We start from the raw sequence: 25001 nt of genomic DNA, 5'->3' as shown, positions 1-25001 counted from the left end.
TGCTGTTGTCCCGACCGGTGTCGGCGCGGCGGCCGGTAGCGGCGCCGGCGCCGCCCGGTACGGCTGGTTGCTGCTCAGGCCCGGACAGAATCCTGGCTGATGAGTGTGCCGATCTTCTCACTCTTCACCGCGCGCGCGATATTGCCCTCGGCCAGCAGCTCGAAGACCAGCATCGGCAGGTTGTTGTCCTTGCACAGCGTGATCGCGGTGAGGTCGGCGACCTTGAGGTCGCGCGCGATGACCTCGGAGTACTCCAGCGCGTCGAACTTGACCGCGTCCGGGTTGGTCCGGGGGTCGGAGTCGTAGACGCCGTCCACGCCGTTCTTGCCCATCAGCAGGACGTCCGCGTGGATCTCCAGGGCGCGCTGGACGGCCGTGGTGTCGGTGGAGAAGTACGGCATGCCCATCCCGGCGCCGAAGATCACCACGCGGCCCTTCTCCAGGTGCCGGACGGCCCGCAGCGGGAGGTACGGCTCGGCGACCTGGCCCATGGTGATGGCGGTCTGGACCCGGGTCTCGATGCCCTCCTTGACCAGGAAGTCCTGCAGCGCCAGGCAGTTCATGACGGTGCCGAGCATGCCCATGTAGTCGGAACGGGCCCGGTCCATGCCGCGGACCTGGAGCTCGGCGCCCCGGAAGAAGTTCCCGCCGCCGATGACCACCGCGACCTCGGTACCGGCACGGACGACGGTGGCGATCTCCCGGGCGATCGCGTGCACGACGTCCGGGTCGACGCCGAGCCCGCCACCACCGGCGAAGGCTTCACCGGACAGCTTGAGCAGCACCCGGCGGCGCGAGCCCGCCTTGGGGTCCTGCGCGGTCTCCTGCGTCTCCTGCATGGACTTCTCCTTTTTGCACCTACTGGTCACAGGCGCGGGTGTGCGGATGCCCCGCCTGCGTGTACACGCGAGGAGGCCACTGCCGCGGGAACCGGTTTCGGTGTCCTGCACGGCAATGGCCTCCTCGTCGTTCATGGTGCCGACGCGAGCCCGCCCGTCGGCGGTAGGCGTGGGGTGAGCCCGTTCGGCGTTCCTCCCGCCCCGGTCAGCGGGCGGGGGCGGTTCCCAGCGTAAGGGGGCCGGGGACCAGGTGGAACGTGGCTCAGGCGCCGACGCGGAAGCGGGCGAAGCGCTTGAGGGCGACGCCATTCTCCGCGAGGACCTTGGCGACGGTCTTCTTGTTGTCCTTCGCGAAGGCCTGCTCCAGGACGGAGTTCTCCTTCACGAAGCCCGTGACGCGACCCTCGACGATCTTCGGCAGGGCGGCCTCCGGCTTGCCCTCCTCGCGGGCGGTGGCCTCGGCGACGCGGCGCTCGTTCTCGAGCTCCTCGGCCGGGATCTCCTCGCGGGACAGGTACTTCGGCGCGAAGGCGGCGATGTGCTGCGCGACGTCCTTGGCGACCTCGGCGTTCTCCTTGTCCAGCTCGACCAGGACGCCGACGGCCGGCGGCAGGTCAGGGCTGGTCTTGTGCAGGTAGACCGCGACGAAGCCGTCACCGTCGAACTGGGCGAAGCGACGGAGGACGATCTTCTCGCCCAGCGAAGCGTTGGCCTCGTCGACGAACTGCTGGACGGTCTTGCCGGCCTCGATCTCGGAAGCCAGGGCGGCGTCCAGGTCGGCCGGGGCCGACTTGGCGACGTGGGCGGCGATCGTGTCGGCGACCTCGACGAACTTCTCGCCCTTGGCGACGAAGTCGGTCTCGCAGTTCAGCTCGACCAGGACACCGGACTTCTTGTCCTCGGCGATCAGCGCGGCGACGGCACCGTTGGAGGCGTCGCGGCCCTCACGCTTGGCAACGCCCTTCTGGCCCTTGATGCGCAGGAGCTCGACGGCCTTCTCGACGTTGCCCTCGGCCTCGTCCAGGGCCTTCTTGCAGTCCATCATGCCGGCGCCGGTGAGCTCACGGAGCTTCTTGACGTCCGCGGCGGTGAAGTTCGCCATGGTGTGAATCTCTTCTCGCGTCTCGCGTGTCTGCGTGGAGTGGCGCCGGGACCGGTGGTTCGGTCCCGGCGCGGGAGAGAGGGGCACCCGCCGGTTTCGTACCGGCGGGTGCCCCTCACCCTTGGTACGTCAGGCCTGCTCGGCCGGAGCCTCGGCGGCGGGGGCCTCGACGGCCGGAGCCTCGGTGGCGGCAGCCTCGGCGGCGGGGGCCTCGACAGCGGACTCGGCGGCGGGGGCCTCAACGGCGGCGTCGGCGGCGGGGGCTTCCTCGGCCTTCTTCTCGCCCTCGAGGATGTCCTTCTCCCAGTCGGCCAGCGGCTGGTCGGCACCCGGCTCGGCCTTGACGTCGCCCTTGGCGACACCGGCGCGGGACTTCAGGCCCTCGGCCACGGCGTCGGCGATCACGCGGGTCAGCAGGGTGACGGAGCGGATCGCGTCGTCGTTGCCCGGGATCTTGTAGTCGACCTCGTCCGGGTCACAGTTGGTGTCCAGGATGGCGACGACCGGGATGTTGAGCTTCCGGGCCTCGCCGACCGCGATGTGCTCCTTCTTGGTGTCCACGATCCACACGGCGCTGGGGACGCGCTGCATGTCACGGATACCGCCGAGGGTCTTCTCCAGCTTGTCGTGCTCGCGCTGGAGGACCAGGAGCTCCTTCTTGGTGAGGCCGGAACCGGCCACGTCCGAGAAGTCCAGCTCGCCGAGCTCCTTCAGACGCTGAAGGCGCTTGTAGACGGTCGAGAAGTTGGTCAGCATGCCGCCGAGCCAGCGCTGGTTCACGTAGGGCATGCCCACGCGGGTGGCCTGCTCGGCGATGGCCTCCTGGGCCTGCTTCTTCGTGCCGACGAAGAGGACGCTGCCGCCGTGGGCAACGGTCTCCTTGATGAACTCGAAGGCGCGGTCGATGTAGTTCAGCGACTGCAGGAGGTCGATGATGTAGATGCCGTTGCGCTCCGTGATGATGAAGCGCTTCATCTTCGGGTTCCAGCGGCGGGTCTGGTGACCGAAGTGGACGCCGCTCTCCAGCAGCTCCCGCATCGTGACGACGGCCATTGCCGTACTCCTTGGTGTTGCGGCCCGGCAGCGGCACTGCGTCGCAGCGATAGCCCACAGCCGGGTCAGGCTCGGTTTGTCCGTGGCGGCCAGGTGACAGCCACGCCTGACGCCCCGAACGTGCCGAGCCGCTTGCGCCCGCCCGGCCTGGGGCCGGTCGGGCTCGGCGGACCGAGCGGCACTCGCACCTGGCGGGGCCGCGGACGAACCGCGTCCGACCGCCGGTGGCGGGGCGTGCGAAGTCGACCCGGCAGACCGGGTCGCGTGTGAAGTGTACGGGAAGCGCCGAGGGGCGGGCGACTCCACGGACGACCGGGGCCCCGCCGGGGAACTGGGAAGAGCCTGGGAAACGGCCTGGACGGGCGGGTTCCGGCGGGGCTGCGGCGGAGTCGGGGGCTCGCGGCGCGGGGCTCGGACGGGGGTGGGGTGCGCGGCGGGGGCGCGGGTCTGGAACGGGCTGCGCGGAGGGGTTGCCGGGGGCGGGCGCGGGCTGCCGGGTGCCTGCCCGGGGCCGGTGGCCGGCATGCCGCCTCTACCCCGGATGGCGGCGCTCGTACACCCGTCGGGGGGACGGCGTTCGGGGTGGAGGCGGTTTGTCCACAGGAATCCGGATCTGGGTGGCGCGCGGGCGGTGGGGCGGCGAGCCTGCGGGCATGGCTGGTCGCCGACGGTTCGGTGGAGTGGGCGAAGTGGACGGGGTGGGCGAGGTGGGCAGGGTGGGCAGGGCCGCCGGGGCGGTCGGGGTGGTGCGGGGCGGGCGGTGGAGGCGCGGGGTGCTGGCCGTGGTGGTGGCGGCGCCGCTCGTGCTGTCGGGGGCTTCGGGTGCCTCGGGTACCTCGGGGGCTTCCGGTGGTGACGGCGCGGCTGGCGCCTCGGGCCCTGACGACGGGACCGGGCGGGGTGGTGGACGGGCCTGGCCGGTGGGCGGGCCCGCCGGGTTGCTGGAGCGGTTCGATCCGCCGGCGAAGGCCTGGTCCGCCGGGCACCGGGGCGTGGATCTCGCCGCCGCGCCCGGAGTGGAGGTACGGGCGGCCGCTCCCGGGGTGGTCACCTTCTCCGGACTGGTGGCGGGACGGCCCGTGGTGACCGTCTCCCACCCGGGCTCGGGCTCTCCCCCGCTCCGGACCACCTACCTGCCCGTCAACGGCACCGTCCCGGTCGGCGCCTCGGTGGCGGCCGGGCAGGTGATCGGGCGGCTCGCCCCGGACGGACGGCACTGCGCCGGACGCGACTGCCTGCACTGGGGCCTGCTGCGCGGAGCCCGCTACCTGGACCCACTGGCCTTGTTCGGCGCGGGCACCGCGCGACTGCTGCCGTTGGACGGCACGGGCGGGTAGCGCACGCCTGCGCGCACTCCACGCACCCGCCCGCCTTCACACACCCTCCGGGCTCCCGGCGGAGGCCGATCAGGAGCGGACGAGCCCGTGCAACACCAGCGCGACGGCGGCGTCGGCGATCTCCTCGGGGGTCTCGGCCGCGCAACCGCCGCGGCCGCCGGCCTGCGCCTGCTCGGCCCGACGGGTCGCCGCCTCCACGATTCCCTGGACCAGGGTCGCGGCGAGCCGGGGCTGCTCGTGGCCGAGGTCCTCCAGCGTTCGGCCGACCAGGCCGGCCAGCCTGCCGTGCGCCGCCCTGATCCGCTCGCGCGCGGCCTCGTCGAGTTCCAGCGCCGAGATCGCCACGACCGCGCGGTGCCGGGGGTCGGCGGCCAGCGCCAGCTGGCCCCGGACGTAGGCCTCGATCCGCTCGACAGCGGTGTCGCAGCTCGCCATCCCGGCCTCGATCTCAGCCGCCCAGAGCGGGAAGTCCACCTCGCAGAGCGCCTCGACCACGGCGGCGCGGGAGCGGAAGTACTCGTAGACCGAGGAGCGCGCCAGCCCGGTGCGCGCCGCGAGTGCGGGGAAGGTCAGGGCCTCCATACCGCCCTCGGTGAGCAGGGTGCGGGCAGCGTCGAGGAGGGCTGCTCGCTGGAGCTGGCGATGCTCGGCCACCGTGGCCGCTCGGATCTTCGGCACGCTCCCACTGTACGGAGCCCTACCTTGGACCGATACGGCGCCGCGCACCGGGAGGCGGTGCGGGCCCACGGCCGACGCCCGACGGCCCGGTTTCCAACGGCCCGGCCTACGACGGCCCGGCTTACGACGGCCCGGTTCCGACGTCGGAACCCGACGCCCTATCGGATGTCCGACAGCTTGGCGCGCAGCTGGAGGACGGACTTGGTGTGGATCTGACTCACCCGACTCTCCGTCACCCCCAGCACCTGTCCGATCTCGGCGAGGGTGAGCCCCTCGTAGTAGTAGAGCGTCACCACCGTCTTCTCCCGCTCGGGGAGGGTGTTGACCGCCTGGGCCAGCAGTCTGCGCAGCTCACGGTCCTCGGCCACCTCGACCGGATTGTCCGCGCCGTGGTCCTCCAGGGTGTCCATCAGGCTCAGCCGGTCGCCGCCCTCCCCCACCGGGTGGAGCAGCTCGTCCAGGGCCACCACGTTGGCGAGCGACAACTGGCTGAAGATGGCGTGCAGGTCCTCGATCGCGATGCCCATCTCGGCCGCGACCTCGGGCTCGTGCGGAGTCCGGCGCAGCCGGGCCTCCAGGGTCGCGTACGTCCGTTCGACCGCCTTGGCCTTCTGCCGCACCGAGCGCGGGATCCAGTCCAGGGCGCGCAGCTCGTCGATGATCGCGCCGCGGATGCGGCTGATCGCGTAGGTCTCGAACTTGATGGCGCGGTCGATGTCGAACTTCTCGATCGCGTCGATCAGCCCGAAGACCCCGGAGGAGACGAAGTCCGCCTGTTCGACGTTGGAGGGCAGGCCGACCCCGACCCGCCCCGCCACGTACTTGACGAGCGGTGAGTAGTGCAGGATCAGCTGCTCCCGCAGCCGCTGGTCCCCGCTCTCCTTGTAGGAGCGCCAGAGGTCTTCGAGCGCCGTTCGCCCCTGTGTCGCGGCATCCCGGGTGTCCTGTCGCCGATCGCCGCCCGCCACCCCCTGCCGGCGGGGCGGGGACAGCGGCGAGGCGAAAGGCGGGGAGGCGGCGCTCCGGGCCTGCGCGCTGCCTGGCTGCCGGGGCGCGCCGGCGGCCACCGCGCCGGGGGATGCGCCGGCGGGCGGGCCGGCGGCACCTGCCGTGCCGGCACCACCAACCGGCTCACCGCCTCGGACCGCATCCGCGGGCTGGCCTGGCACCACCGTCGGCCGGCCGCCCTGGCGAGACAGGCCTCCCATCGTCCCCGCCGACTTGGACGGGACGTCGGGCGCGGAGCGCCGCTCTGTCCGCGGCCCTCCCGAGGACCGAGCGCCACCGGTCACTCTGTGTCCGGGAATGTGTGTGGGCATGCGTTGGTCTGCGCCGTTCTGCCGAGTCATGTGCTGATAGGGAAGGCATGTGGAGCGTAGCGTGACCGACTCACTGCAAAGCGCTACCGCCACCCGGTCGTCCCTCGATCCGGTGGCGTTCGTACATCGGATCGAGGAGCGAACAGGGGAGCCGGACCGGCAGGTCGGCCGGGCGGCTCCGGCATACGCTCCCTCGGCGCGAAGGTGTCCTCCGGTCCGGCGCTCACCTCCTCCGCACCATGCGCCAGTGCGCACCGTGCCGCTCCACGTAGCCGAGCGAACCCAGCTCGTAGAGCCGTTGCAGGACCTCATCCGGCGGGAGACCGGACTGGCGGGCCAACCGTTCGACCGGGGCACCCTCCGCCGTCGCCGGTACGGCCTCCAGCACCCGGGCCACTGCCGGCTCCAGCAGGTCGCGCGGGAGTACCGGACCGCTGCGCTGAGGCGCCAGATCGTCCCCGATGGCCCCGATCAGCTCGGTGATCTCGGCCGCGTCGGTGACCAGGACGGCGCCGCCGCTGCGGATCAGGGCGTGCACTCCGGCGGAGAGTGCCGAGGTCACCGGGCCCGCGACTCCCATGGTGTGGCGATTGAGGTCCCGCGCGCGTCTGGCCGTGCTCAGGGCGCCGCTGCGCACCGCCGCCTCGACCACCACCGTGCCCCGGGTGAGCGCCGCGATGACCCGGTTGCGGAGCACGAAGCGGAAGCGGTTCGGGTGCTCCCCCGGCGGGAGTTCACTGATCAGCAGGCCCTGGACGCCGATCCGGCGGATCAGTTCGGCGTTGCCCTTGGGATAGGCCACGTCGACCCCGCAGGCGAGCACGGCCGCGGTCATCCCGCCGACGGCGAGTGCTCCACGGTGCGCGGCCGCGTCGATCCCGTAGGCGGCACCGGAGATCACCACCCAACCGCGCTCGGCCAGCTGGGCCGCCAGTTCGCCGGCGACGTGGGCGCCGTAGGCAGTGCAGGCACGGGAGCCCACCATCGCGACCGAGCGGAGCGCGAGCAGCCGCAGCGATCCGGTGCCCGTCACCCAGAGCCCGATCGGACGTCCGTCGCCCAGGTCGTCGAGTTGGCTGGGCCACTCCGTGTCCCCCGGAATGATGAACCGTCCACCGACGTCCTGTACCCGTTTCAGGTCCATCTGCGGGTCCAGCCCCGGGAGCCGCGCCTGGTACCCGGCCAGTCGCATGGCGTCCAGTCCGGGGTGGTCGGGCACGGTTCCGTCCCGGATCGCCTGGACCACGTCGACGGCGGGGAGTTGGCCGAGCCACCGGCCGACCACCGCGTCCCCCGGTTCGCTGAGCCTGCCGAGCAGCACCCGGGCGAGGCGCTCGGGATCGGGCCCGGCTCCGGCTCCGACTCCGGAACCGGGGACGGCCTCGGCCGGGCCGGAAATTCGAGCGTGCCTCAGCGGCTGGTTCATGCCTCACCCTCCTTGTTCTCCGGATGCTCCTCACGCGGCTCGCGCTTCCCGGACCGACCACCGCCCGGACTGCCGCGCTGCGCCGGGATTCCGCCGAGCCGGCCGAAGACCCGTTCGGCCAGCGGCAGTCCGTGCTCCACACCCGTGCGCAGGACCAGGGCGGTACGCACGTCCCGCTGGTCCGGCCGGTCGCGTCCGGCGAGGTCGGCGACCGTCCAGGCGACCCGGAGCACCCGGTCCAGGCCGCGGGCGGTCAGCAGCCCTCGCTCCAACTGCCGTGCGGCGTCGTTGAGTGCGCCGGACGCGAGGTGCCAGCGGGTGCGCAGTTCGTGGCCCGGCACCTCCGCGTTGGTCCGCCACGGAGTGCTCGCCAGGCGGGCCGCCGCCCGTTCCCGTGCGGCCAGCACCCGGGCCGCGACGGTCTCGGTGGTCTCCGCCGAGGCGTCCCGCTCCATGAGCTCGGCCCTGGTCACCGGAGCCACCTGGACCTGGAGGTCGACCCGGTCCAGCAACGGCCCGGACAGCCGCCCCTGGTAGCGGCTGACCATGGCCGGGGTGCACTCGCAGCCCTCGCCCCGCCGCGAGTACCGGCCGCACGGACAGGGATTGGCCGCCAGGCAGAGCAGGAAGCGGGCCGGGAGTCGCATCGATCCGGCCGAGCGGGCGATCACCACCTCACCCGACTCCAACGGCTGGCGCAGTGCGTCGAGCACCCGGACGGGGAACTCGGGCGCCTCGTCCAGGAACAGCACACCCCGGTGGGCCAGCGAGACCGCCCCCGGTCTCGGCAGACCGCTGCCGCCGCCGACGATCGCGGGCATCGTGGCCTTCTCCACAGTCGGTATGTCTCATGAGACATCAGCTCACTGGCAGGCCAAGTCACGGCGCTCTCTCGGAGTCATTGAGAGGGCTGTTCGATGAGACATCTCCTCGGGGGCCCTGTGTGACTGACATCACCTTCCGGCATCAGCCTTGGCTGCCCCTCAAGGGCGAGCACACGCGTAATACAGGTGCCGCTCGCCGTAGAGCATGATGAGCGCGGCGAACCCCACGTCAGCCCCGGCCCGCGCGCCTCCCGGTCGACCTGTTCTCTCGCTACTCGTCGCACGCGGCCTCGTCATGAGCCACCACCAGGACACGCGCCGTGACCGGGGTGGTGGTGCGGAGCCGCCGGTCGAGAGCGCATCCGCAACGCCGGCTCCGCACAACCGGGACCTTGACCGCAGGTGTTCGTCAGCCGTGCACGAGCCGCAGGCCGGGCCGTACCGGCGCGGACTGCTCGCCGCCGCCCTCGACGGCGATGGGCACGAGGCCGAAGACGTAGTCGTTCAGCTCTTCGGGGAAGATGTTCATCTGCGTGGCCACGTCAGCCGGGGACATCGACAGCGGCGGCTTGCGCAAGGCATCGAAGACCTTGGCCAGCAGCTGGCTGCTCTCCCGGACCATGGACGACCCGGGCTCAGAGGTGCGGTAGCCCATGCTCGCCAACTGCTTCATCGCCTGGTTGTAGCGCCACTCCGACAGCAGGTCCAGCTTGCGCAACCGGTACGTCAGCGCCATCGCGGACACGCCCCAGCGACGCTTGGCGCTCAGAATTCGCTCCACCGAGGCGTTGGTCAGCCTCTGCGCGGTGATCCCGGCCTTGGGCATCAGGAAGGCGGAGGCGAAGTCGTTCGCCTCGCCCTCAGAGTCACGCCCGTGCGGGATGCGGTGCTCGCAGTGCAGGGCGAGGTGCCCGAGCTCGTGCGCGGCGTCGAAGCGCCCACGCTCACCGGTCTTACGGGTGTTCAGGAACACGAACGGCGTTCCGGACTTGATGGTGGAGAAGGCGTCCGCGTCCAGGCAGTCCGGGGCCAGGGAGAACACCCGCACGCCGTTGGCCTCCAGCAGGTGCACCAGGTTCGGCACCGGGTCCTCGCCCAGCCCCCAGTGCGCCCTGAGTTGTTCGGCGGCTTCCTCCGGCCCTAGGTGCGGGTACGTCGGCACGTTGGGTTTCGGCAGCTTGAAACGTTCCTCCAGCCACGTGTTCAGTGTGGCCGCCACCGTCCCCGAACTCAGTGCACTGTCCCGCTCCAGGGCGCTCATCTTCGACGGTGCCCGGAAGCTGACCATGTCGGGGAGCATCTCCCCCGGCACGGAAGCCTCGAAGAACGACACGGGGTAGCGCAGGGCTTTGGCGAGCGAGGAAAGTGACTCCTCCGAGGGCGGCTTGCGGTGGTTCTCGAACGCGGTGATGCTCTGCGGCGAGACTCCCGACTCCCGTGCCAAGGCCGCCAGCGTCAACCGCCGGCGCTTGCGCGCGAGAACCAGCCGTTCAGGGGTGAACACTTTCCTCAGCTCCCATGTCGTACCTACGTAATGCCCGTCAGCCCCCCAGCAGCTCCACGATGACCTCGGTGCCACCATCGTCCCCGGGGTCGTCGAGCAGGTTGACGTCCACGCCGATCGCGCCCAGGTCGGGCAGGTCCAGCGGGATGCGCTCCAGCCACTCGTCGACGAACTTGCCGTTCATCTTGATCGGCATGGACAGCTCGGCCAGGAGCCTGTCCTTCTCCCACTTGTAGAGCAGGCACCAGGTCGGGATGTCGTCGAGCTCCCGGCCGTATTTGATCGCGTCGCGGGTCATGAAGGCGAACTGCCCGTTGAGCTCCACGATGCGAGCCATCTTCGGCCCCTTCGGGTTCCTCGAGCGCACCTTGGCGTCGAGGTCACCGACCCCGCCCGCCGCGCTGACCGCAGTGACCGCGTGGCTCCGGGACGGGTGGATCGTGCGCAGGATGCTGTCCCGCGTCGTGTACTCCCATCCCGTCTTCTCCTTCTCCTTCTTCTCGCCGATGAAGCGGTTGGTGCGGCTCCAGAAGGTGGTGCCCCGCATCGCCGGCGCGTCGAAGTCGGTGCAACGACGGGCCTCGGCGCTGGCCGCGTCGAACGCCTCATGGAACAGGTCGACCGTGAAATCGAGCTCGGCGAGCCGCTCCTCGCGCCACTCAGCACTGAGGTTCTGCAAGGACCCCTCCAGACAACCGTAGGTTTCATAAACCATACCTCATCTGAGGGCCGGTTTATGAAACCCTGGTCATCATCGCACACCAGTTCGTATCTGTCATCCCAGCTCGCAGCCCATTTAGGCATGCCAGAGGAACCCGTGGCGGTGGTGGTCGTTCGGCGTGTCGCAGCGGATCCCCGCCCCGTCGCCGACGGCCGCGCGGGAAGGTAGGCAGGTCGCCGGACGCCGCAAAATCGGACTGGGTCGGGTACCCGGCGGTCGTTTCCTCCTCCCCGAGGGGCAACCGCGGCAGGTCAGACCGGCATGGAGCGGGAGTGGGACCGCAGATGCCTACGGAGCCTGTCCCGTAGCCCTGCCAGCGGCGCGGTGGCACCCAGGCGCGTCAAGAACTCGTTCACGTCCCAGGCGACGAGGTGGCCCTGGCGGGAGAGGTACAGGCCGAGGCGGTCGATGCGGTAGCGGTCGTCGTAGTCCAGGAGGAGGTAGCCGGCGAGCTGGTAGACCTCGTCCTGGCCGAGCCGCTGGGGGCGGGTGGTGGCCTTGCAGTCCAGCAGCAGTCCGCCGAGGATGAAGTCGGCGTCGGCGCCGCCGATGTCCGCGCTGCCCGCGAAGTCGGGGCCGCAGATCCGGGACTCGGGCGCCAGTGCGCGGAACTCCCTGAACGGCCCGTCGGCGAGTTCCATCTGCCGGGCGAGGTCCTCGACGACGTACTCCGGTACGGCCGCGCACAGCTGACCGAGCGTCGTTGTCCCACTGGCGGTGGCAAGCGGGCTGAACCGCCGCACCTGCCCGGAGCGGAAGACGTCCTCGAAGTGCGCGGCGACAAAGCACATGCGGCTCACGGCTTCCTCGTGTAGCCGTCCGGGGCCGGCCAGGTGGTCGTCCACGGCCGCCAGGAGCTGTCGGCCTGCCTGGTACAGGGCCGCGCGGGCGCTGGAGGCGGGCGCCCCGGGAATGAAACGGTCGGAGCCGATGGCGTGGATGCCGAGGGTGACGGCCCCGCCGAGCAGACGGCCGAGGGAGAGTCGCAGGCGGTAGTCGACGGCGTGTCCGAGGGCCGACCAGTCGGGGTGCTGGACGTCGATGGGCTGGACGGGGTGCGGCAGGCCGGCACTGCGGCGTAGGTAGTCGTGGACCAGTGCGCCGCTGCTGGGCAGGTGTTCGGCCATGAACCGCGACATCGGCGAGGTGGTGTAGCGCAGTTGCCCGGTCAGGGGCAGCGCGATCAGCGGCACCCCCGCGATGGTGCCGTTCTTCTCCTCGTGCGCGATTGCCTTCTCGTAGGCGTCCACCCAGGAGATTCCGCGGGCATCGAGCTGGCGGCGGGCGCGGGTGACGGCCACGTAGACCAGCCGCGCCTCGTCGGAGCGCATCGGCATCTGCCGGCCCTCCTCGGTGACCGGCGGGGCCGAGAAGCCGTCGCCGATGCGCACGCATCCCCACTCGCGGCCCTTGGCCTTGTGCACGGTGGAGACCGTGACCTTCGCGCTCTCCTCCGGTGTCAGCCGGTCCACGGCCTTCAGGATCGTCTCGGGGCCGTAGGCGTCGACGAGCTGGACGATCGCCTTCAGGTCCTGGGCGGCCTTGTCCTGCTCGGCGTACTCCTGCACCTCGCCCCAGGAGCTGAAGAGGAACAGCTCCGGGTGGCTGGTGCGCCGGCCGGCCTTGAGCTCCTGGGCGGCGGTGGCGATCCGCTGGAGCGCGCTGCCGCCGCCCGCCAGGGCCACCGGCACCCCGCGCTCCAGGTAGGCCAGGACCTCCTGGAGCGCGTCCGCGTTGCCCCGGCACAGCACCGCGTCGGGCTCGGCGGCCGGGCCGATGCGGGAGTCTTCCGGTCCGGAGCCGGTCAGCCGCATCTGCGACTCGGCGTGCCCCAGCCACCGGTTGGCCTGCTCGGCGATCCGGGGGCCGAAGCGGAACGACTGCGTGAGGTGGAGGTGCTCGGCGGGAAAGCCCGTCATCACGTCCTTGGCGGAGCGCCAGGCGTAAATCTGCTGGGCGGGGTCGCCGACGCAGATCCGCTGGGCGTTCTGGGCGAGGAACACCTCCTCCAGAACGGGGTTGGTGTCCTGGGCCTCGTCCAGCAGGACGAAGTCCGCGTCCAGGACGGGCCGGTTCAGCGCCCACATCTTCATGTAGAAGTCGTGTTCGAACCGCAGCCTTCCCGTCGTGGACTGGATGTCCTCCCACGCCTTGACCGCGTACGGCAGCAGCACCCGGGCAACGTAGTCCTGCCCCTGCATGTCCAGGCCGTTGAGGCGCTCCATGTGGCGGGCCATCACCTGCAGGTCGGTGGTGTAGCAGAACTTGCGGAGCATGCCCATCACCAGCCGCGCCTGGTGGTTGACCTTGACCTTGACGGCGTTCACGACCAGGTCGCGCTCGATGCCAAGCAGCCGGGCGGTCTCCTTCGCCGGGATCCGCGCGGAGGCTTCCAACCGCTGGCGATAGTTCCTACCCACCGCCTTGAACGCCAGCGAGTGCGAGGTGCGGCACTCCACGTTGGACCCGAAGCGCTTGCGGGCGTCGTCCGCGATCGACCGGTTGAACGCCATGTACAGGCCGCGCCTGCGGGTGGCGGCGCCCATCAGCATCAGAGTGGAGGTCTTGCCCGTCCCGGCCCCGGCGACCAGCGCCAGGTCCCGGCCCGAGGCGAACACCTCTCGCGCCGCCTGCTGTTCCTCGGTCGGCTCCATGGCCACGTTGTTCCTCCCCTGGCGTGCGGCTTCATCTGCCGCGATCACCGAGGCTGCCCCGACCAGTCACTTTCCGTCAAGGCTCGCCGGTGCGGATCACATCCCCCGGCACTGCTCTCCGTGCGGCCGGCGGGGTGCCGGACGACCGGAAGGAGCGGTGTGCGACGGTCAGACGAAGGCGAAGGCGAGTACCCACAGCAGGCCGGTGAGGCCGCAGGTGACCGGGCGGTCGGACGGCTGGGATCCGTACCAGACCATCGCGACGGTGGCGGCCCCGTAGGCCGTCCAGGCGAGTCGGCGGCTCCAGGCGCCACTCAGCAGGTTGGTGAACAGGATCACCGCTCCGGCCGCCCACCACAGGCCCCGCAAGGTCGCAGCCCCGGCGGGAACTGTCTGGGCGTGGGCGAGGATGAACCGGCGGACCGGGTGGTCCACAGTCGCTATCACCGGCCACACGGCGCCGGTGATCAGCTCCTGGCCCCAGTGCGCGAGTTCGCCCGCGGCCTGGCTCTGCGCGACCTTCCAGACTGCGAGGACACCGGCGGCCGCTCCCACGACGAGGTGCCAGGGGTGGTGCCGGGCGGCCTGCTTGAGCTTGAACCGCAAGCGCCGCGCCCATGACCAGCGGTAGCCCAGACCCCGCCGCAGCATGGACAGCGGCCGGTGACGCGAGGAGGCGCCGCCCAGGCTGAACGAGTAGTAGTGAGCGTGTTCGTGGCGGACCCAGGTCTCCTCCTCCGTCTCCCTAGCCCTGGGCGGGGGGCCTGGGACCGTGATGACGATCGGCGGGACAGGCTGGGGCCCGCTGTCGCCGGCCTCGTCCTCTTCGGTGGCCGCGGCGACGAACAGGGCCTTGTACTGCGCGCCAAGGTCGGGCAGGTGCCGCTCATGGTGCGGGGAGTTCAGCAGGTGGCCGCCGGCCGCGTAGGACTCGATGTACTCCTGCTCGACGGTGAGCAGGTCCTGCGTCCGCACGCGGTCCACCTCGGTGATGACCGGCGTGAGGCCCTGGGCCATGAGGATCAGTGTCCACAGCCGCATGCCCGGGTTGGTCGGCTGGTTGAGATGGCCGGCCAGCCGGGTCTGCAGGCTCTTCTCCGTCTGGCCGACGTAGCGCACGCGGTGATCACGCGGGTCGGTGAGGGTGTAGATCGACCCGTGGGTGGGCCGGTCCGGGCTCTTGCGCTGAGAGGGCATACGACTGCGGGTGGGCAAGGACGTCCTTCCTGTCGCGGAAGCAGACCGCCACCACCGAGGCGGGCGGAGCGCGGGAGGTGCCCGTTCTAGCAGCTGACGGTGACACACCGACACGTCGGCGCCCGTGCGGCAGAGCCATGGGCCGTACGCGCACCAGCGCACGCCGACATGAACGCGCCATCTGTCGCAGGAGGGTGTTCCGACTACCCCGTGATACCGCTCGGGTGCGTTGTGCCAGCACTCCGGGGCTACAGTGCCTTGCTCGGCCTTCCGCCCAACCTCTGGCCACCGCGCCGCACGGAACAGTCCGGTGCGAGCACACTGCACCGTTTGCACCGGTCAGCCCCCCGACTGCTGCCGTTCCGGCCTCCTGGGAGAGACGGTCGCGCCGATGGCCGGTTCGTACCGCACAACAAGATCATTGTTGATCATCCGTCAGGAATTGTCGGCCGCCGCTGCTACACAACTTCCCAAGGACGGAGCCATATCACGCGGTCCGCCGGTCAGGGGAGGGAAAGCTCATGGCACCCGAGGGATACACCTACGTGCGCGGTCATATCCGGCGCAAGCCGCGCCCGAGGATGAAGAAGACCAGCGGCTGGCTCATCGCCGCGCTCGTCGTCGGCGGTGTGTGGCTGTACGGACAGGGCGGCGGCAGCACGACGACCACCAACACGAACCCGGGCAGCACCGCTCCGGCCTCCGCTCCGGCGGCGGGCCACTGATGCGCCGGAAGCTGCGGCACCTCGGGCTGCGGCTGCCCCGCACGACAGCCGAGCGCGTCGCCGCCGCCGTCATCGCGCTCGTGGTCCTGTCCTGGGCACTCGACGGCCTGCGGTGGGCGTTCACCACCGGGCTGCCCGTGCTCGTGGCCGTGGCCGGGCTCGCTGCGGCCGGCCTGGCTGCCTGGTGGTGGCTTCGACGCGCTGGCGAGGCGGCCCGGCAGCAGCGGCTCGCCACGTTTCGGCTCAGCCTCGCGCAGCTCGACGCCATGGACGACAAGCAGTTCGAGTTCGCCCTGCGCGACCTGCTCATCCGCGACGGTATCCCGGCCCGGCAGGTCGGCCAGCAGGGCGACCAGGCCGCCGACGTCATCGGCGAGGACCGGCTGCGAGGCCGGATCGTTGTACAGGCCAAGCACACCAAGGTCGGCGGCAAGGTCGGCTCGCAGGTGATGTACCAGGTCAAGGGCACCGCCGGGCCCGTGCACCATGCCGAGGTCGCGGTGGTGGTCACCAACGGCTCCTTCACCCGCGACGCGAAGGCGTGGGGCGACAAGCACGCCGTGCACTGGGTCGACCGGGATGCTCTTCGACGTTGGGCCGAGGGCGGAGTGGCGCTGCCCGACCTCCTCCGTCTGCCCCTGCGAACTGCCAGGCGCGGCCGGCTCAGGGCTGCGGCGTGAGAACCGGACACGAGGACGAGAAGGAGGTGGCATGACGCCGCTGGAGGACGTGCTGGAAGACCATCTCGCCAACGAGGCGACGCCCTCGTCCGGGCACGCCCCGATGCCGAGGGCGCCGTGGCGGTGGCAGGAGGAGGCGCTCCTGGCCGCCCAGGGCGTCTTCTGGGTGCTCTTCTTCATCGGGAACCTTCTCCTGGGCGCCTGGCTGGACAAGCACCACTGGGTGATCAAGATGGCCCTCGTGATCGGCTGCTGCCTCCTCGCCTGGTGGGGCTCCCGCCGCAACTGGCGCAAGGAGTGGGAGGAGGACGTGCGCCGCAACGGGTTGCGGTTTTCCCCCGAGCAGATCGACTCCTTCCACCACCGGGGCTTCGAGTACGCCGTGCGGGACCTGATGCGCCGCGACGGTTTCACCGCCGAGCGGGTCGGCGGCGCCGGTGACAACGCCTGCGACGTGCGGGCCGTGGATCCGGACGGCCGCGTGTGGGTGGTCCAGTGCAAGCACCGGCGTGACGGAGCCAACGGCAAGGCGGTCGGGACCCCGGACCTTCAGCAGGTCAAGGGCACCGCCGAACCGGTCCACGGGGCCACGTTCGCCCTGGTCGTCACCAACGGCCGCTTCTCCTCGAAGGCCATACCGTGGGGCAAGACCTACGGCGTCCATCTGGTCGGTCGGCAACTGCTGGCCGAATGGGCCGCCGGAAGCGGATTGCTGTGGAACCTCGTCGAGGAGATCCGGCGGCCCAAGCGTCACCCCGCTGACCGATGAGACCGCAGCGAACAGCGGACTCATCGAACGCCGTCACCACTTCGCATGCGCCGCTGCCCTGTCCGGCCGTCGTGTCACCGGCCCGCAGCCGCTGCCGACCGTTGTCGGGGCGGTCTGGGATGATGACGAAGGCGGCCGGCCCCACTAACGCTGGGGCCGGCCGCCATTCGTTGCCCGGCCGCCAAGGCGGCCTGTGCCGCTGTCAGGCCAGGTGGTCGAAGGCCCCGGCCTTCGCACCCGCGACCATCGCCTTGATCTCATCCCGGGTGTAGACCAGCGGGGTCTGCTCGGGCCGCTTGGAGTCGCGGATCGCGATGAACTCGTCGACCACTCCGAACTCCACGCAGTTGTCGTTGCCCCCGCTGAACGGGCTCTTCTCCCAGGTGACGCCGGAGAAGTCCAGCTCAACGGGGTCGGGCTTGGTGGTGCTCACGCTTACAGCTCCTTGAGGATCTTGTTGATCTGGCTGCGGGTCTCGGGTGGGCCGAGGGCACGGGCCCGCAGGTGGTCGAAGACCTCGGTGTAGCGCTCCACATCCTCAGACCCCTCGAAGTACACCGAGTTGGTCAGATTCTCCACCCACACCACGTCCGGGTTCGGCTCGGGGAAACCCATGAGCATGAACGACCCGTACAGACCGGGGTGGAAGCCGGCGGAGAACGGTAGGAGCTGGACCGTGATGTTCGTGCGAGGCGCGACATCCAACAGGTGCTCCAGCTCGCCCTTCAAGACGGCCCGGTTGCCCTCGATCCGCCGTATGGCCGCCTCGTCGATCACCGCCCAGAGCTTCGGCGCGTCCTCGCGGCCGAGCACCTTCTCCTGACGCTCCATCCGCACGGTCACCAGGGCATCCACCTGCTTGGCGGTCAGGTCCACCCGCATCTCGGTGATGACCTGCCGCGCGTAGTCCGCGGTCTGCAGCAGACCGGGCATCAGCTGCGGCTCGTAGGAGCGGAAGCTCGTCGCGCTGGACTCCAGCGCAAGGTAGCCGCCGTACTGGGTGGTGTTGATGACCGCCGAGTACTTCTTCCACCACTGCTGGCGCTGGGCCTGGTCAGCGCGGACCAGGTCGAGGATGTCCTCCCGCTCCACCGGGTCGGTCACCTCGTAGCAGTCCAGCAGGGCCTTAACCAGTACCGGGGTGGTGCCCCGGTCGCCGTTCTCGATCCGACTGAGCGAGCTCTGGTTGACCTCCACGACCTCGGCGACCTCGCTCAGCGTCAGCTCCTTGGCGTCCCTCAACTCCTTGAGTCGGGAGGCGAGCTGACGGCGGTACACGGACTGCGGAGCCGGGTTCCTCTTCGCCATGGCGCAAGTCTCCACCCCACCCGAGACGGAAGACAACCAATCCGAGGGAATTCGTCTTAGGCATATTGCCCAGACCCAGGGTTCGGCGGCATGCTGACTCCTGGTGGCGAGCTGTGACCTTCCGGTCGCACTTCGTGTCATATGCCGCTGCCTGCCTTGCGCCGACTGCCGGGGGCTTTCGTCTGCCCCGACGCCGACGTGCCTGCCGAACCCTCGCGCGAGCCTTCCTCCACGTCCGTGGCCGGCGGCTTGCTCTGTCCACTGGGGAGCCCGCCATGCACGAAGACCAGGTCCGCCCTCGTTACGAACCCGAAGTGGCCGCATGCGGCTTCTTCCTGGTACCCCGCCCCGACGGCTTCGTGCTGCACATGAACGCCAGCGCCGAGCACATCAGCGAGATGCGCTCGCGCGTCTTCAAGGCCGTGGCCTCGGCCGGGGCGGCCGAGCCGGTCGCCGAGGCCGCCCGGCTGGTGGCCAGCGAACTGGTCGGCAACGCGGTGCGGCTGTGCGGCCCGTGGGCCCCGGTGATCGTCCTGGTCGCCAGCGCCGACGAGCAGATCCTGGTGCAGGTCCACGACCCGGTGCCGTCAGCGATGCCAGACCGGAAGGCCGAGCCGCCGGACAACGCGCATGCCGAGACCGGCCGCGGGCTGTGGATTCTCGACGTCCTCGCCCCGGGCTGGACCGTGAGGCCCACACCGGTCGGCAAGCAGATCACCTGCACGCTGCCGCGCGAAGACCTCGCGGCTGCCTGACCCCGCCGCTTCCGGCGCGAAAGCCGCACCGTCCGCCCCGGACGTGCGCCTCGCGCCGGGCCGCGCCATCGCTCCCGGCACCCCGGGACCGACGCGCGGCGGGCACCGCCCCACCCCTTCTGATCGGGGCGGTGCCCTTCGCGGCCTGGCCGCCGCCCGGCGAACACCGGATGTCGGCGGCCGGGCCGCCCCGAGCACAGCTGACCGGCACCAACCGTCCGTCCTGCCCACTGCCGTGGAGGCTTCCATGACGCTCGTCCCCAGCCCTGTGACCGGCCTGGCCGTCACCGTCCGACCCGGCCGCCCACTGGCCGGCCTCGTGCGGGTGGACGGCTCGAAGAACGCCGCCCTGCCGCTGCTGGCAGCAGCCGCCGCGATCCGCCGCCCGGTCCACCTGGACAACGTTCCCGACAGCGCGGACGTGCAGCTGATGCTGACCCTGCTTCAGCGCTCGGGCTGCCACCTCGCCCGGCCCGTCACCGACCCCCGGGCGGTTGCCCTCATGCCGGTGGACAGCCGCATCCCGGTGCCCGAGCTCCCGGACGCCGCCCGCATCCGCGCCTCCTACTACCTGGTGCCCGCCCTGCTGGCCGCCTGCGGACAGGCCCGGCTGCCGTGGCCCGGCGGCTGCCAGATCGGCGAGCGCGGCATGGACCAGCACTTCAAGGTCTACGCGGCCTTCGGCGACAAGGTCGAAGTCGACGACGCCGGCTACCAGGTCACATCCTCCCCCGACGGCCCCGGACAGGTGGTGATCGACCTGCCGTTCCGCTCCCGGGGCGCAAGCGTCGTGGCCGTGCTCCGCGCCGTGGTCGGCGGCCACCGGCTGCTGCTGGGCAACCCCAACCTGTCCCCGGAGTTCACCGGCGTGCTGGACTGCCTGCGCCAGGCCGGATGGCGGGCAAACCTCGGAGAGGACACCCTCGCCGTCGAGCCACCGGCCCTCGCCGACCAGGCGACCCTGACCTGGGCGGTGCCCGGCGACAAGATCGAGGCCGGGACACTGGCCTGCGCTATCGCCGCGACTGGCGGAAGCGGCCGGATCGAAGGCGTGCGCGGCCAGGACACCGTCCCCGTCACCGAGGCCCTGAACTGGCTGGGCATCCCCGCCCTGGCCGAGCCCGAAGCCCTGGTCCTGCCCGGCGGGGGCACCGCGAGCGGCACACCACTGTTCGCCATCGCCTCGCTCGCCCCGGGCGGCCTGGACGCCGACTTCGAGCCCGCCCTGATGGCACTCGCCCTCGGCCTGCCCGGCACCCACCTGTTCGCCGACGCCATCAACCCCGGCCGGCACGGCAACCTGATCCCCCAGCTCCGCACGCTCGGTGCCCAGATCGAGGAGATCTCGCCCACCCAGTGTCGGCTGACCGGCCCCCAGCGGCTGACTGGCGCCGCCGTACAGGCCACAGACATCCGCACCGGCACCGCGCTGCTGATCGCGGGACTGACCGCGCGGGGCACCACCACCGTCACCGGCCTGGACCAGCTTCAGCGCGGCCACGCCGACCTGCCCGCCAAACTCCGCACCCTCGGCGCCGACATCACCGAGGTCACCCGATGACCCCGGCCACGCGGACGCTGGATCGGATCGTCGCCACCACCGACGTCCACTCCAACCTCGCCCACAGCGCGGGGATGCTCACCCAGCTCCACGCGGAGCGCGGGCGGTCGCTGGTGGTGGACTGCGGGGACTTCTTCGAGGGCACCGGCTTCTACCGCCTCGGCCGCGGCGGGATCGAACGGCAGATCCTGCTGTCGCTCTACGACGTGATCGCGCCCGGCAACCACGGCTGGAGCCACCACTTCGAGCCTGGCCTGCACGAGCTGACGGTCTGCGCGAACGCCGTCGCCGAGGCCACAGGCCGCCCGCTCTTCCGCCCTCTGCACCTGGTGGAGATCGGCGGCCGGAAGGTGGCGGTCACCGCCGTCATCAACCCGCAGGCGTTCAGCGCCATCCCGCTCGACCAGCGCGCCGGACACCGCGCCATGGACCCGGTGCGGGCCCTGCGCGAGCTGCTGCTGGCCCACCACCACGAGGTGGACACCTGGATCCTGCTGTCCCACTCCGGCTTCGAAGAGGACCGGGAGCTGGCCAGTGAGTGCCCGTTCCTGGACATCGTCTTCGCCGGGCACTGCCACAGCGACCACTACGCGCCCGAGCCGGTCGGCACCACCCTGGTCGTCAAGGGCGCCGAACTCGGCGCCGGGTATGCGCTCGCCGAGCCCGTCGGCTCAGGCTGGGCAGCCCGCACCTGCCGCTTCCCCGACACGGCCACGCTCCCCGCCGAGCTGGAGGCGATCGGCGAGGCGATCGAGGCGATCAGGGCCCGGCTGGCCGCGCCGCTCGGGCCCGTCGCCCGCCGCTGGCAGCACACGGTGCCCGACCGGCGCGACCTGCTGGAGGCTGCCGCGGCCCGGTTGCACACCGGTCTGGGCGCCGAAGCCGTGATCCTCAACGAGACCGCGCTTCGGCCCACCGCGCTCGGCGAGGTGCTGCACCTGGCCGACCTGCTGGCCATCGAGCCGTTCGGCAACCAGCTGGTCCACGCGGCCCTGCCCGAAGCCGTCTCCGGGGACCTGCCCGGTCTGCTGGCCCACCTCACCGAACGGGCCGGGCCGCTGGTGGTGGCCCCCGATCCGCTGCCGCCCGGCGTCCGCAGCGTGCTGACCACCGATTACCTCGCCGAGACCTTCCTGGCCGGCCGCGCGGACGAAGCCGGGCTCCAGCTCGGCCAGGCCGTCCGGCACGTCCTCGCCGAAATCCCGCCCACCCGCGTCGAAGGAGAAGCCGAATGATCCTCACCGGACCGGAGATCACCGCCGCCGTCCGCGACGGCAGGTTGCGGATCGCCCCGTTCGAGCCCGACCAGGTCAACCCCAACAGCTACAACGTCCGCCTCGGCCGGACGCTGATGACCTACACGGGCGACGTCATCGACGCCCACCACCCCAACCCCACCCAGGAGATCGAGATCGGTCCGGGCGGGTTGGTCCTTGAGCCCGGTGAGCTCTACCTCGGCCATACCGTGGAGGAGGTCGGCTCCGACACCTTCGTGCCCCTGCTGTTCGGCCGCTCCAGCGTGGGCAGGCTCGGCCTGTTCGTCGAGATCACCGCCCCGATCGGCGACATCGGCTTCCACGGCCAGTGGACCCTCATGCTCTCCCCGACCCGCCCGCTGAAGGTCTACCCGGGCATGAAGATCGGCCAGATCATGTTCTTCGTCTCCGTCGGCCCGGTCGACCTGTACAGCGGCAAGTACCAGGCCGCGCTCGGCCCGCAGGCCTCCGGCTACTGGCGCGACCAGCCCGGCGTCGAGGCGGTGGCCCGATGATCCTTACCGGAGGTGCCATCGCCGCCGCCGTCACCGCGGGCGAGATCGCCATCGAGCCCTTCGACCCGGCCCGGCTGTCCCCCAACGCCTACGACTGGCGCCTGGGTGAGACGTTACGGGTGTGCGACGGCGACCTGGACGCCGCCGCACCCACCGCCTTCGCCGAGACCGTCATCCCGCCGGGCGGCATGGTCCTGGAGCCGGGCGTGCTCTACCTCGGGGTAACGCTGGAGCGGACCGGCTCCGAGCGGTACGCGCAGATGCTCAACGGCGACCGCACCACCGGCGTGCTCGGTATCTGGGTCCACGTCTCCGCGCCGCTCGGTCACGCCGGCCACGCGATCCGCTGGACGCTGGAGATCCGCGTCGCCAGGCGCGTGCGGGTCTACCCCGGCATGACGTTCGGGAAGCTGATCTTCCTTCAGACCTTCGGCGCCCCGGCCAGCTACCAGCAGCTCGGCCTCAAGTACACGGCCACCGACGGCATCGACATCTCCCGCCTCTACGAGGAGATTCCCGGAGGTGCGGCATGACCTTCCCACGACCCGGCCAGCCGTTGGTGGCGACCTGCCTCGACCTGCCGGCCGGCAGCCCCGGCGGCAGCGTCGAGCTCTTCCGCGACCTCTACACCGGCGAGGACCCGCTCATCCCCGCCCGCGCCTTCATGCTCCAGCCGCCTGGGCGCCGACCCGCAGTCCCGGCCGGACTCGAACTGCTGGCCGTCACCGGCAAGACCCTCGAAGGCCCCGCCTTCCGGCGGTACGTCGCCGCGCTCGGACAGGCCCTCGCGCATGCCCTGGCCCCGGAGCAGATCGGGGTGCTGCACCTTCACCACCTGGCCTTCGGCGCCACCCCGGCCCTGATGCGGGCCCTGCCCCATCACCCGCGGATCGCGCTGGTCCACGGCACCGACCTGCTGTTCGCCGAGATGCACCGCGACCAGCTTCGGGTGCTGCGCGAGACCGCCCGCCTCGCCGACGCCATCGTGGCACCCACCCCCGCCATGGCCGACCACCTGATCCGCCTCGCACCCCAGACCGATACCCACAAGATCCACCACATCCCATGGGGCATCCCCGACCACCTCCTCACCACCCCGCCCGCCGCACCGAAGCGCTCCACGACCAGCCACCTGCGGCTGCTGTACGCCGGTCGGCTCACCGCCGAGAAGGGCGGCGACGTCCTCATCAAGGCCCTGACCGCCGCGAGAGGGGTCGAACTGAGCGTCGCCGCCCCGCGCGCGGAGTTCAACGCGCTCCAACCCGTGCTGCGGAAAGCCGGCATCCACGCCCGCTACCTCGGCTGGCTCCGCCGCCCCCAGCTCTGGCAGGCGTTCACCGAGCACGACGCGCTCGTCATGCCGTCCACCACGCTCGAGGCCATGGGCCTGGTCGCCCTCGAAGCCCAAGCGTGCGGCCTGCCCGTCCTCTACCAGCCAGTCCCCGGCCTGCGTGAAACCCTCGGCGGCTCAGCGCTGGCCACCGACTTCACCGACACCGCCGCCATCGCCCGCGACCTGGACCGGCTGCGGACCTCGCCCAGCCTCCTGCCCGCGCTGCGAAACGCCGGCCGGACCAACGCGGCCCGCTACCCGCTCAGCACCACCGCGGCCGCCCTGACCGACCTCGGCAAGCAGTTCAGCTGACCGGGGTTCGCGCCGAAGCCCGCCCCGCTCCGGCCAGCTCACTACGCTGGCCGGAGCGGGGACGTCCACAGTGAATCGGGGAGACGATGACACCCAGCACCGACCGCATCCACCAGCTCCTGGCAGGCGGCGTACGCGAGCACGCCTACCCCGGGGCCGTGTGGGCCGTCGGCGACGCGGCCGGAACCCGGGCCAGCGGCACCGTCGGCGTCCTCGACCCCGACCAGCCAAACACTCTGATGCACCTGGACACCGTCTTCGACGTCGCCAGCCTCACCAAGATCCTCGCCGTCTGGTCCACCATCGGCGCGCTGTGGGAGGACGGCCGGCTCCCGCTCGACCAGCCGCTCGGCGGCTTCTGGCCCGAGGTCACCGGCCGCCCCCTCGGCCAGGTGAACGCCCGGAGCCTGCTGACCCACACCGCCGGTGTGCCGCTGCGGGCCCAGCTGAAGAACCTCTACGGCACCGACCCGGCCGCCGTCCGCACCGGGGTCCTGCACGAGGCCCTGCACCGCCCGCCGGGCGAGGCCGTCGAGTACACCGACCGGGCCGCCCTCATCCTCGGCTACCTCGCCGAACACCTCTCCGGCCAGCCGCTCGACAGGCTCGCCACCGAGCGGATCTGGCGTCCACTCGAGATGCACGCCACCCGCTTCGGCCCGCTGGCCGCCGACCAGGCCGCCCGCTGTGCCCCGACCGAACTCGACCAGGACACCGGCACCCACCTGCAGGGCACTGCCCACGACTTCTCCGCCCGCCTCCTCGGCGGCGTGTGCGGAATCGCCGGCGTCTTCTCCGCCCTGGACGACCTGGCCCGCTTCCTGCGGTACATGCTCGACCCGGTCACCGCACCCGTGCAGCCCGGCTTCGGCCCCGCCTGGACCGAGGAATCCCTGGCCGTCCACACCGGTCAGCTGGAGCCCGTACGCGGCCTGTTCTGGCACCCCGCTCCCGGCACCGCCCCGGCTGAGCACACCTGGGTGCACTACGGCTTCACCGGCACCGCCATGTGGATCTCACCCAAACGAGGAACCTGGGCCGTGCTCCTGACCAACAAGCTGTTCCTCACCCGCGACCGGCAGCCCCTCACCGACATCCGCAACGCCTTCCGGGAACTGGCGTTCAGCTGAGAA

General features: G+C 71.2%; 23 protein-coding genes and 1 pseudogene. 11 read left to right on the top strand and 13 right to left on the bottom strand.

The annotated features are described in order from the left end of the window. Window positions 1-74 precede the first annotated feature (74 nt). The 3 genes from pyrH to rpsB all read right to left on the bottom strand — a co-directional run bounded on the left by pyrH (window position 75) and on the right by rpsB (window position 2994). Window positions 75-839, bottom strand: coding sequence for a UMP kinase (pyrH, locus tag ACIQOW_RS36785; RefSeq protein ID WP_030056790.1), 765 nt, complete (start codon window positions 837-839; stop codon window positions 75-77). A gap of 262 nt (window positions 840-1101) precedes the next feature. Further along, on the bottom strand, window positions 1102-1941 hold the full coding sequence (tsf, locus tag ACIQOW_RS36780; protein WP_401092188.1) for a translation elongation factor Ts: 840 nt from the start codon (window positions 1939-1941) through the stop codon (window positions 1102-1104). 129 nt (window positions 1942-2070) lie between these two features. Then, window positions 2071-2994 (bottom strand): 30S ribosomal protein S2, encoded by a 924-nt coding sequence (rpsB, locus tag ACIQOW_RS36775; RefSeq protein WP_401092187.1) that lies wholly within the window; start codon window positions 2992-2994, stop codon window positions 2071-2073. Window positions 2995-3914: 920 nt separating this feature from the next. Between rpsB and ACIQOW_RS36770 the strand changes: the two genes are divergently transcribed. Beyond that, window positions 3915-4331, top strand: a complete 417-nt coding sequence (locus tag ACIQOW_RS36770; protein WP_401092186.1) for a M23 family metallopeptidase — start codon at window positions 3915-3917, stop codon at window positions 4329-4331. A 69-nt stretch (window positions 4332-4400) separates the two neighbouring features. Here the strand turns inward: ACIQOW_RS36770 and ACIQOW_RS36765 are convergent, their stop codons facing one another. The 8 genes and pseudogenes from ACIQOW_RS36765 to ACIQOW_RS36730 all read right to left on the bottom strand — a co-directional run bounded on the left by ACIQOW_RS36765 (window position 4401) and on the right by ACIQOW_RS36730 (window position 14654). Next, a complete protein-coding gene (locus ACIQOW_RS36765) occupies window positions 4401-4985 on the bottom strand; it encodes a TetR/AcrR family transcriptional regulator (protein ID WP_401092206.1) in 585 nt (194 codons plus the stop codon). 182 nt (window positions 4986-5167) lie between these two features. Beyond that, on the bottom strand, window positions 5168-5977 hold the full coding sequence (whiG, locus tag ACIQOW_RS36760; RefSeq protein WP_188301743.1) for an RNA polymerase sigma factor WhiG: 810 nt from the start codon (window positions 5975-5977) through the stop codon (window positions 5168-5170). A 574-nt stretch (window positions 5978-6551) separates the two neighbouring features. After that, the gene (gene dprA / locus ACIQOW_RS36755) at window positions 6552-7754 is read right to left on the bottom strand and encodes a DNA-processing protein DprA (protein WP_401092185.1); all 1203 of its coding nucleotides are present in this window, start codon (window positions 7752-7754) and stop codon (window positions 6552-6554) included. 119 nt (window positions 7755-7873) lie between these two features. After that, window positions 7874-8581, bottom strand: a pseudogene (locus ACIQOW_RS36750) (ATP-binding protein); the annotation flags it as partial. A gap of 406 nt (window positions 8582-8987) precedes the next feature. Further along, complete coding sequence (locus tag ACIQOW_RS36745) at window positions 8988-10082, bottom strand: helix-turn-helix domain-containing protein (RefSeq protein ID WP_401092184.1); 1095 nt, start codon at window positions 10080-10082, stop codon at window positions 8988-8990. A gap of 37 nt (window positions 10083-10119) precedes the next feature. Further along, window positions 10120-10761, bottom strand: a complete 642-nt coding sequence (locus tag ACIQOW_RS36740) for a hypothetical protein (protein ID WP_401092183.1) — start codon at window positions 10759-10761, stop codon at window positions 10120-10122. Between the two features lie 293 nt (window positions 10762-11054). Continuing rightward, window positions 11055-13457 (bottom strand): UvrD-helicase domain-containing protein, encoded by a 2403-nt coding sequence (locus ACIQOW_RS36735; protein ID WP_401092182.1) that lies wholly within the window; start codon window positions 13455-13457, stop codon window positions 11055-11057. Window positions 13458-13625: 168 nt separating this feature from the next. Next, window positions 13626-14654 carry a GIY-YIG nuclease family protein gene (locus ACIQOW_RS36730; RefSeq protein WP_401092181.1) on the bottom strand — a complete coding sequence of 343 codons (1029 nt, stop codon included), beginning with the start codon at window positions 14652-14654 and terminating at the stop codon, window positions 13626-13628. 521 nt (window positions 14655-15175) lie between these two features. Between ACIQOW_RS36730 and ACIQOW_RS36725 the strand changes: the two genes are divergently transcribed. Genes ACIQOW_RS36725 through ACIQOW_RS36715 form a run of 3 tightly spaced genes read left to right on the top strand, consistent with a single transcriptional unit; the run spans window position 15176 to window position 16828 of the window. Further along, entirely contained in the window at window positions 15176-15379 is a 204-nt protein-coding gene (locus ACIQOW_RS36725) for a hypothetical protein (RefSeq protein ID WP_401092180.1), read from the top strand. Continuing rightward, window positions 15379-16059, top strand: coding sequence for a restriction endonuclease (locus ACIQOW_RS36720; RefSeq protein ID WP_401092179.1), 681 nt, complete (start codon window positions 15379-15381; stop codon window positions 16057-16059). Before ACIQOW_RS36725 ends, ACIQOW_RS36720 begins: the two co-directional genes overlap by 1 nt. A gap of 31 nt (window positions 16060-16090) precedes the next feature. Then, a complete protein-coding gene (locus ACIQOW_RS36715; RefSeq protein ID WP_401092178.1) occupies window positions 16091-16828 on the top strand; it encodes a restriction endonuclease in 738 nt (245 codons plus the stop codon). A gap of 202 nt (window positions 16829-17030) precedes the next feature. On the opposite strand, the gene ACIQOW_RS36710 is transcribed toward ACIQOW_RS36715, so the two are convergent. Further along, window positions 17031-17261 carry a DUF397 domain-containing protein gene (locus ACIQOW_RS36710; protein ID WP_401092177.1) on the bottom strand — a complete coding sequence of 77 codons (231 nt, stop codon included), beginning with the start codon at window positions 17259-17261 and terminating at the stop codon, window positions 17031-17033. Window positions 17262-17263: 2 nt separating this feature from the next. Further along, window positions 17264-18136 carry a helix-turn-helix transcriptional regulator gene (locus ACIQOW_RS36705; RefSeq protein ID WP_401092176.1) on the bottom strand — a complete coding sequence of 291 codons (873 nt, stop codon included), beginning with the start codon at window positions 18134-18136 and terminating at the stop codon, window positions 17264-17266. 275 nt (window positions 18137-18411) lie between these two features. Between ACIQOW_RS36705 and ACIQOW_RS36700 the strand changes: the two genes are divergently transcribed. The 7 genes from ACIQOW_RS36700 to ACIQOW_RS36670 all read left to right on the top strand — a co-directional run bounded on the left by ACIQOW_RS36700 (window position 18412) and on the right by ACIQOW_RS36670 (window position 24998). Then, complete coding sequence (locus ACIQOW_RS36700; RefSeq protein ID WP_401092175.1) at window positions 18412-18891, top strand: ATP-binding protein; 480 nt, start codon at window positions 18412-18414, stop codon at window positions 18889-18891. Window positions 18892-19138: 247 nt separating this feature from the next. Next, window positions 19139-20452: a UDP-N-acetylglucosamine 1-carboxyvinyltransferase gene (locus ACIQOW_RS36695; protein ID WP_401092174.1), complete on the top strand. Its 1314-nt coding sequence runs from the start codon at window positions 19139-19141 to the stop codon at window positions 20450-20452. Next, window positions 20449-21687, top strand: a complete 1239-nt coding sequence (locus ACIQOW_RS36690; RefSeq protein ID WP_401092173.1) for a metallophosphoesterase — start codon at window positions 20449-20451, stop codon at window positions 21685-21687. The genes ACIQOW_RS36695 and ACIQOW_RS36690 overlap by 4 nt, the downstream gene beginning before the upstream one ends. After that, entirely contained in the window at window positions 21684-22223 is a 540-nt protein-coding gene (gene dcd / locus ACIQOW_RS36685; RefSeq protein WP_401092172.1) for a dCTP deaminase, read from the top strand. The genes ACIQOW_RS36690 and dcd overlap by 4 nt, the downstream gene beginning before the upstream one ends. Continuing rightward, complete coding sequence (locus tag ACIQOW_RS36680) at window positions 22220-22756, top strand: dCTP deaminase domain-containing protein (RefSeq protein ID WP_401092171.1); 537 nt, start codon at window positions 22220-22222, stop codon at window positions 22754-22756. The genes dcd and ACIQOW_RS36680 overlap by 4 nt, the downstream gene beginning before the upstream one ends. Beyond that, on the top strand, window positions 22753-23868 hold the full coding sequence (locus ACIQOW_RS36675; RefSeq protein WP_401092170.1) for a glycosyltransferase family 4 protein: 1116 nt from the start codon (window positions 22753-22755) through the stop codon (window positions 23866-23868). The genes ACIQOW_RS36680 and ACIQOW_RS36675 overlap by 4 nt, the downstream gene beginning before the upstream one ends. A gap of 86 nt (window positions 23869-23954) precedes the next feature. Continuing rightward, the gene (locus ACIQOW_RS36670; RefSeq protein ID WP_401092169.1) at window positions 23955-24998 is read left to right on the top strand and encodes a serine hydrolase domain-containing protein; all 1044 of its coding nucleotides are present in this window, start codon (window positions 23955-23957) and stop codon (window positions 24996-24998) included. Window positions 24999-25001: the final 3 nt, after the last annotated feature.

The organism is Kitasatospora sp. NPDC091335, from assembly GCF_044757205.1.
Taxonomy (GTDB): Bacteria; Actinomycetota; Actinomycetes; order Streptomycetales; family Streptomycetaceae; genus Kitasatospora.
This window is presented reverse-complemented; position numbering and strand designations above follow the sequence as displayed.

Bases quoted from the DNA above. Each gene is read 5' to 3' on its own strand.
- ACIQOW_RS36725 (WP_401092180.1), top strand. From the start codon at position 15,176: ATGGCACCCGAGGGATACACCTACGTGCGCGGTCATATCCGGCGCAAG.
- tsf (WP_401092188.1), bottom strand. From the start codon at position 1,941: ATGGCGAACTTCACCGCCGCGGACGTCAAGAAGCTCCGTGAGCTCACC.
- ACIQOW_RS36720 (WP_401092179.1), top strand. From the start codon at position 15,379: ATGCGCCGGAAGCTGCGGCACCTCGGGCTGCGGCTGCCCCGCACGACA.
- ACIQOW_RS36680 (WP_401092171.1), top strand. From the start codon at position 22,220: ATGATCCTTACCGGAGGTGCCATCGCCGCCGCCGTCACCGCGGGCGAG.
- ACIQOW_RS36730 (WP_401092181.1), bottom strand. From the start codon at position 14,654: ATGCCCTCTCAGCGCAAGAGCCCGGACCGGCCCACCCACGGGTCGATC.
- ACIQOW_RS36695 (WP_401092174.1), top strand. From the start codon at position 19,139: ATGACGCTCGTCCCCAGCCCTGTGACCGGCCTGGCCGTCACCGTCCGA.
- dprA (WP_401092185.1), bottom strand. From the start codon at position 7,754: ATGAACCAGCCGCTGAGGCACGCTCGAATTTCCGGCCCGGCCGAGGCC.
- ACIQOW_RS36700 (WP_401092175.1), top strand. From the start codon at position 18,412: ATGCACGAAGACCAGGTCCGCCCTCGTTACGAACCCGAAGTGGCCGCA.
- ACIQOW_RS36735 (WP_401092182.1), bottom strand. From the start codon at position 13,457: ATGGAGCCGACCGAGGAACAGCAGGCGGCGCGAGAGGTGTTCGCCTCG.
- dcd (WP_401092172.1), top strand. From the start codon at position 21,684: ATGATCCTCACCGGACCGGAGATCACCGCCGCCGTCCGCGACGGCAGG.
- ACIQOW_RS36675 (WP_401092170.1), top strand. From the start codon at position 22,753: ATGACCTTCCCACGACCCGGCCAGCCGTTGGTGGCGACCTGCCTCGAC.
- ACIQOW_RS36715 (WP_401092178.1), top strand. From the start codon at position 16,091: ATGACGCCGCTGGAGGACGTGCTGGAAGACCATCTCGCCAACGAGGCG.
- rpsB (WP_401092187.1), bottom strand. From the start codon at position 2,994: ATGGCCGTCGTCACGATGCGGGAGCTGCTGGAGAGCGGCGTCCACTTC.
- pyrH (WP_030056790.1), bottom strand. From the start codon at position 839: ATGCAGGAGACGCAGGAGACCGCGCAGGACCCCAAGGCGGGCTCGCGC.
- ACIQOW_RS36705 (WP_401092176.1), bottom strand. From the start codon at position 18,136: ATGGCGAAGAGGAACCCGGCTCCGCAGTCCGTGTACCGCCGTCAGCTC.
- ACIQOW_RS36690 (WP_401092173.1), top strand. From the start codon at position 20,449: ATGACCCCGGCCACGCGGACGCTGGATCGGATCGTCGCCACCACCGAC.
- ACIQOW_RS36670 (WP_401092169.1), top strand. From the start codon at position 23,955: ATGACACCCAGCACCGACCGCATCCACCAGCTCCTGGCAGGCGGCGTA.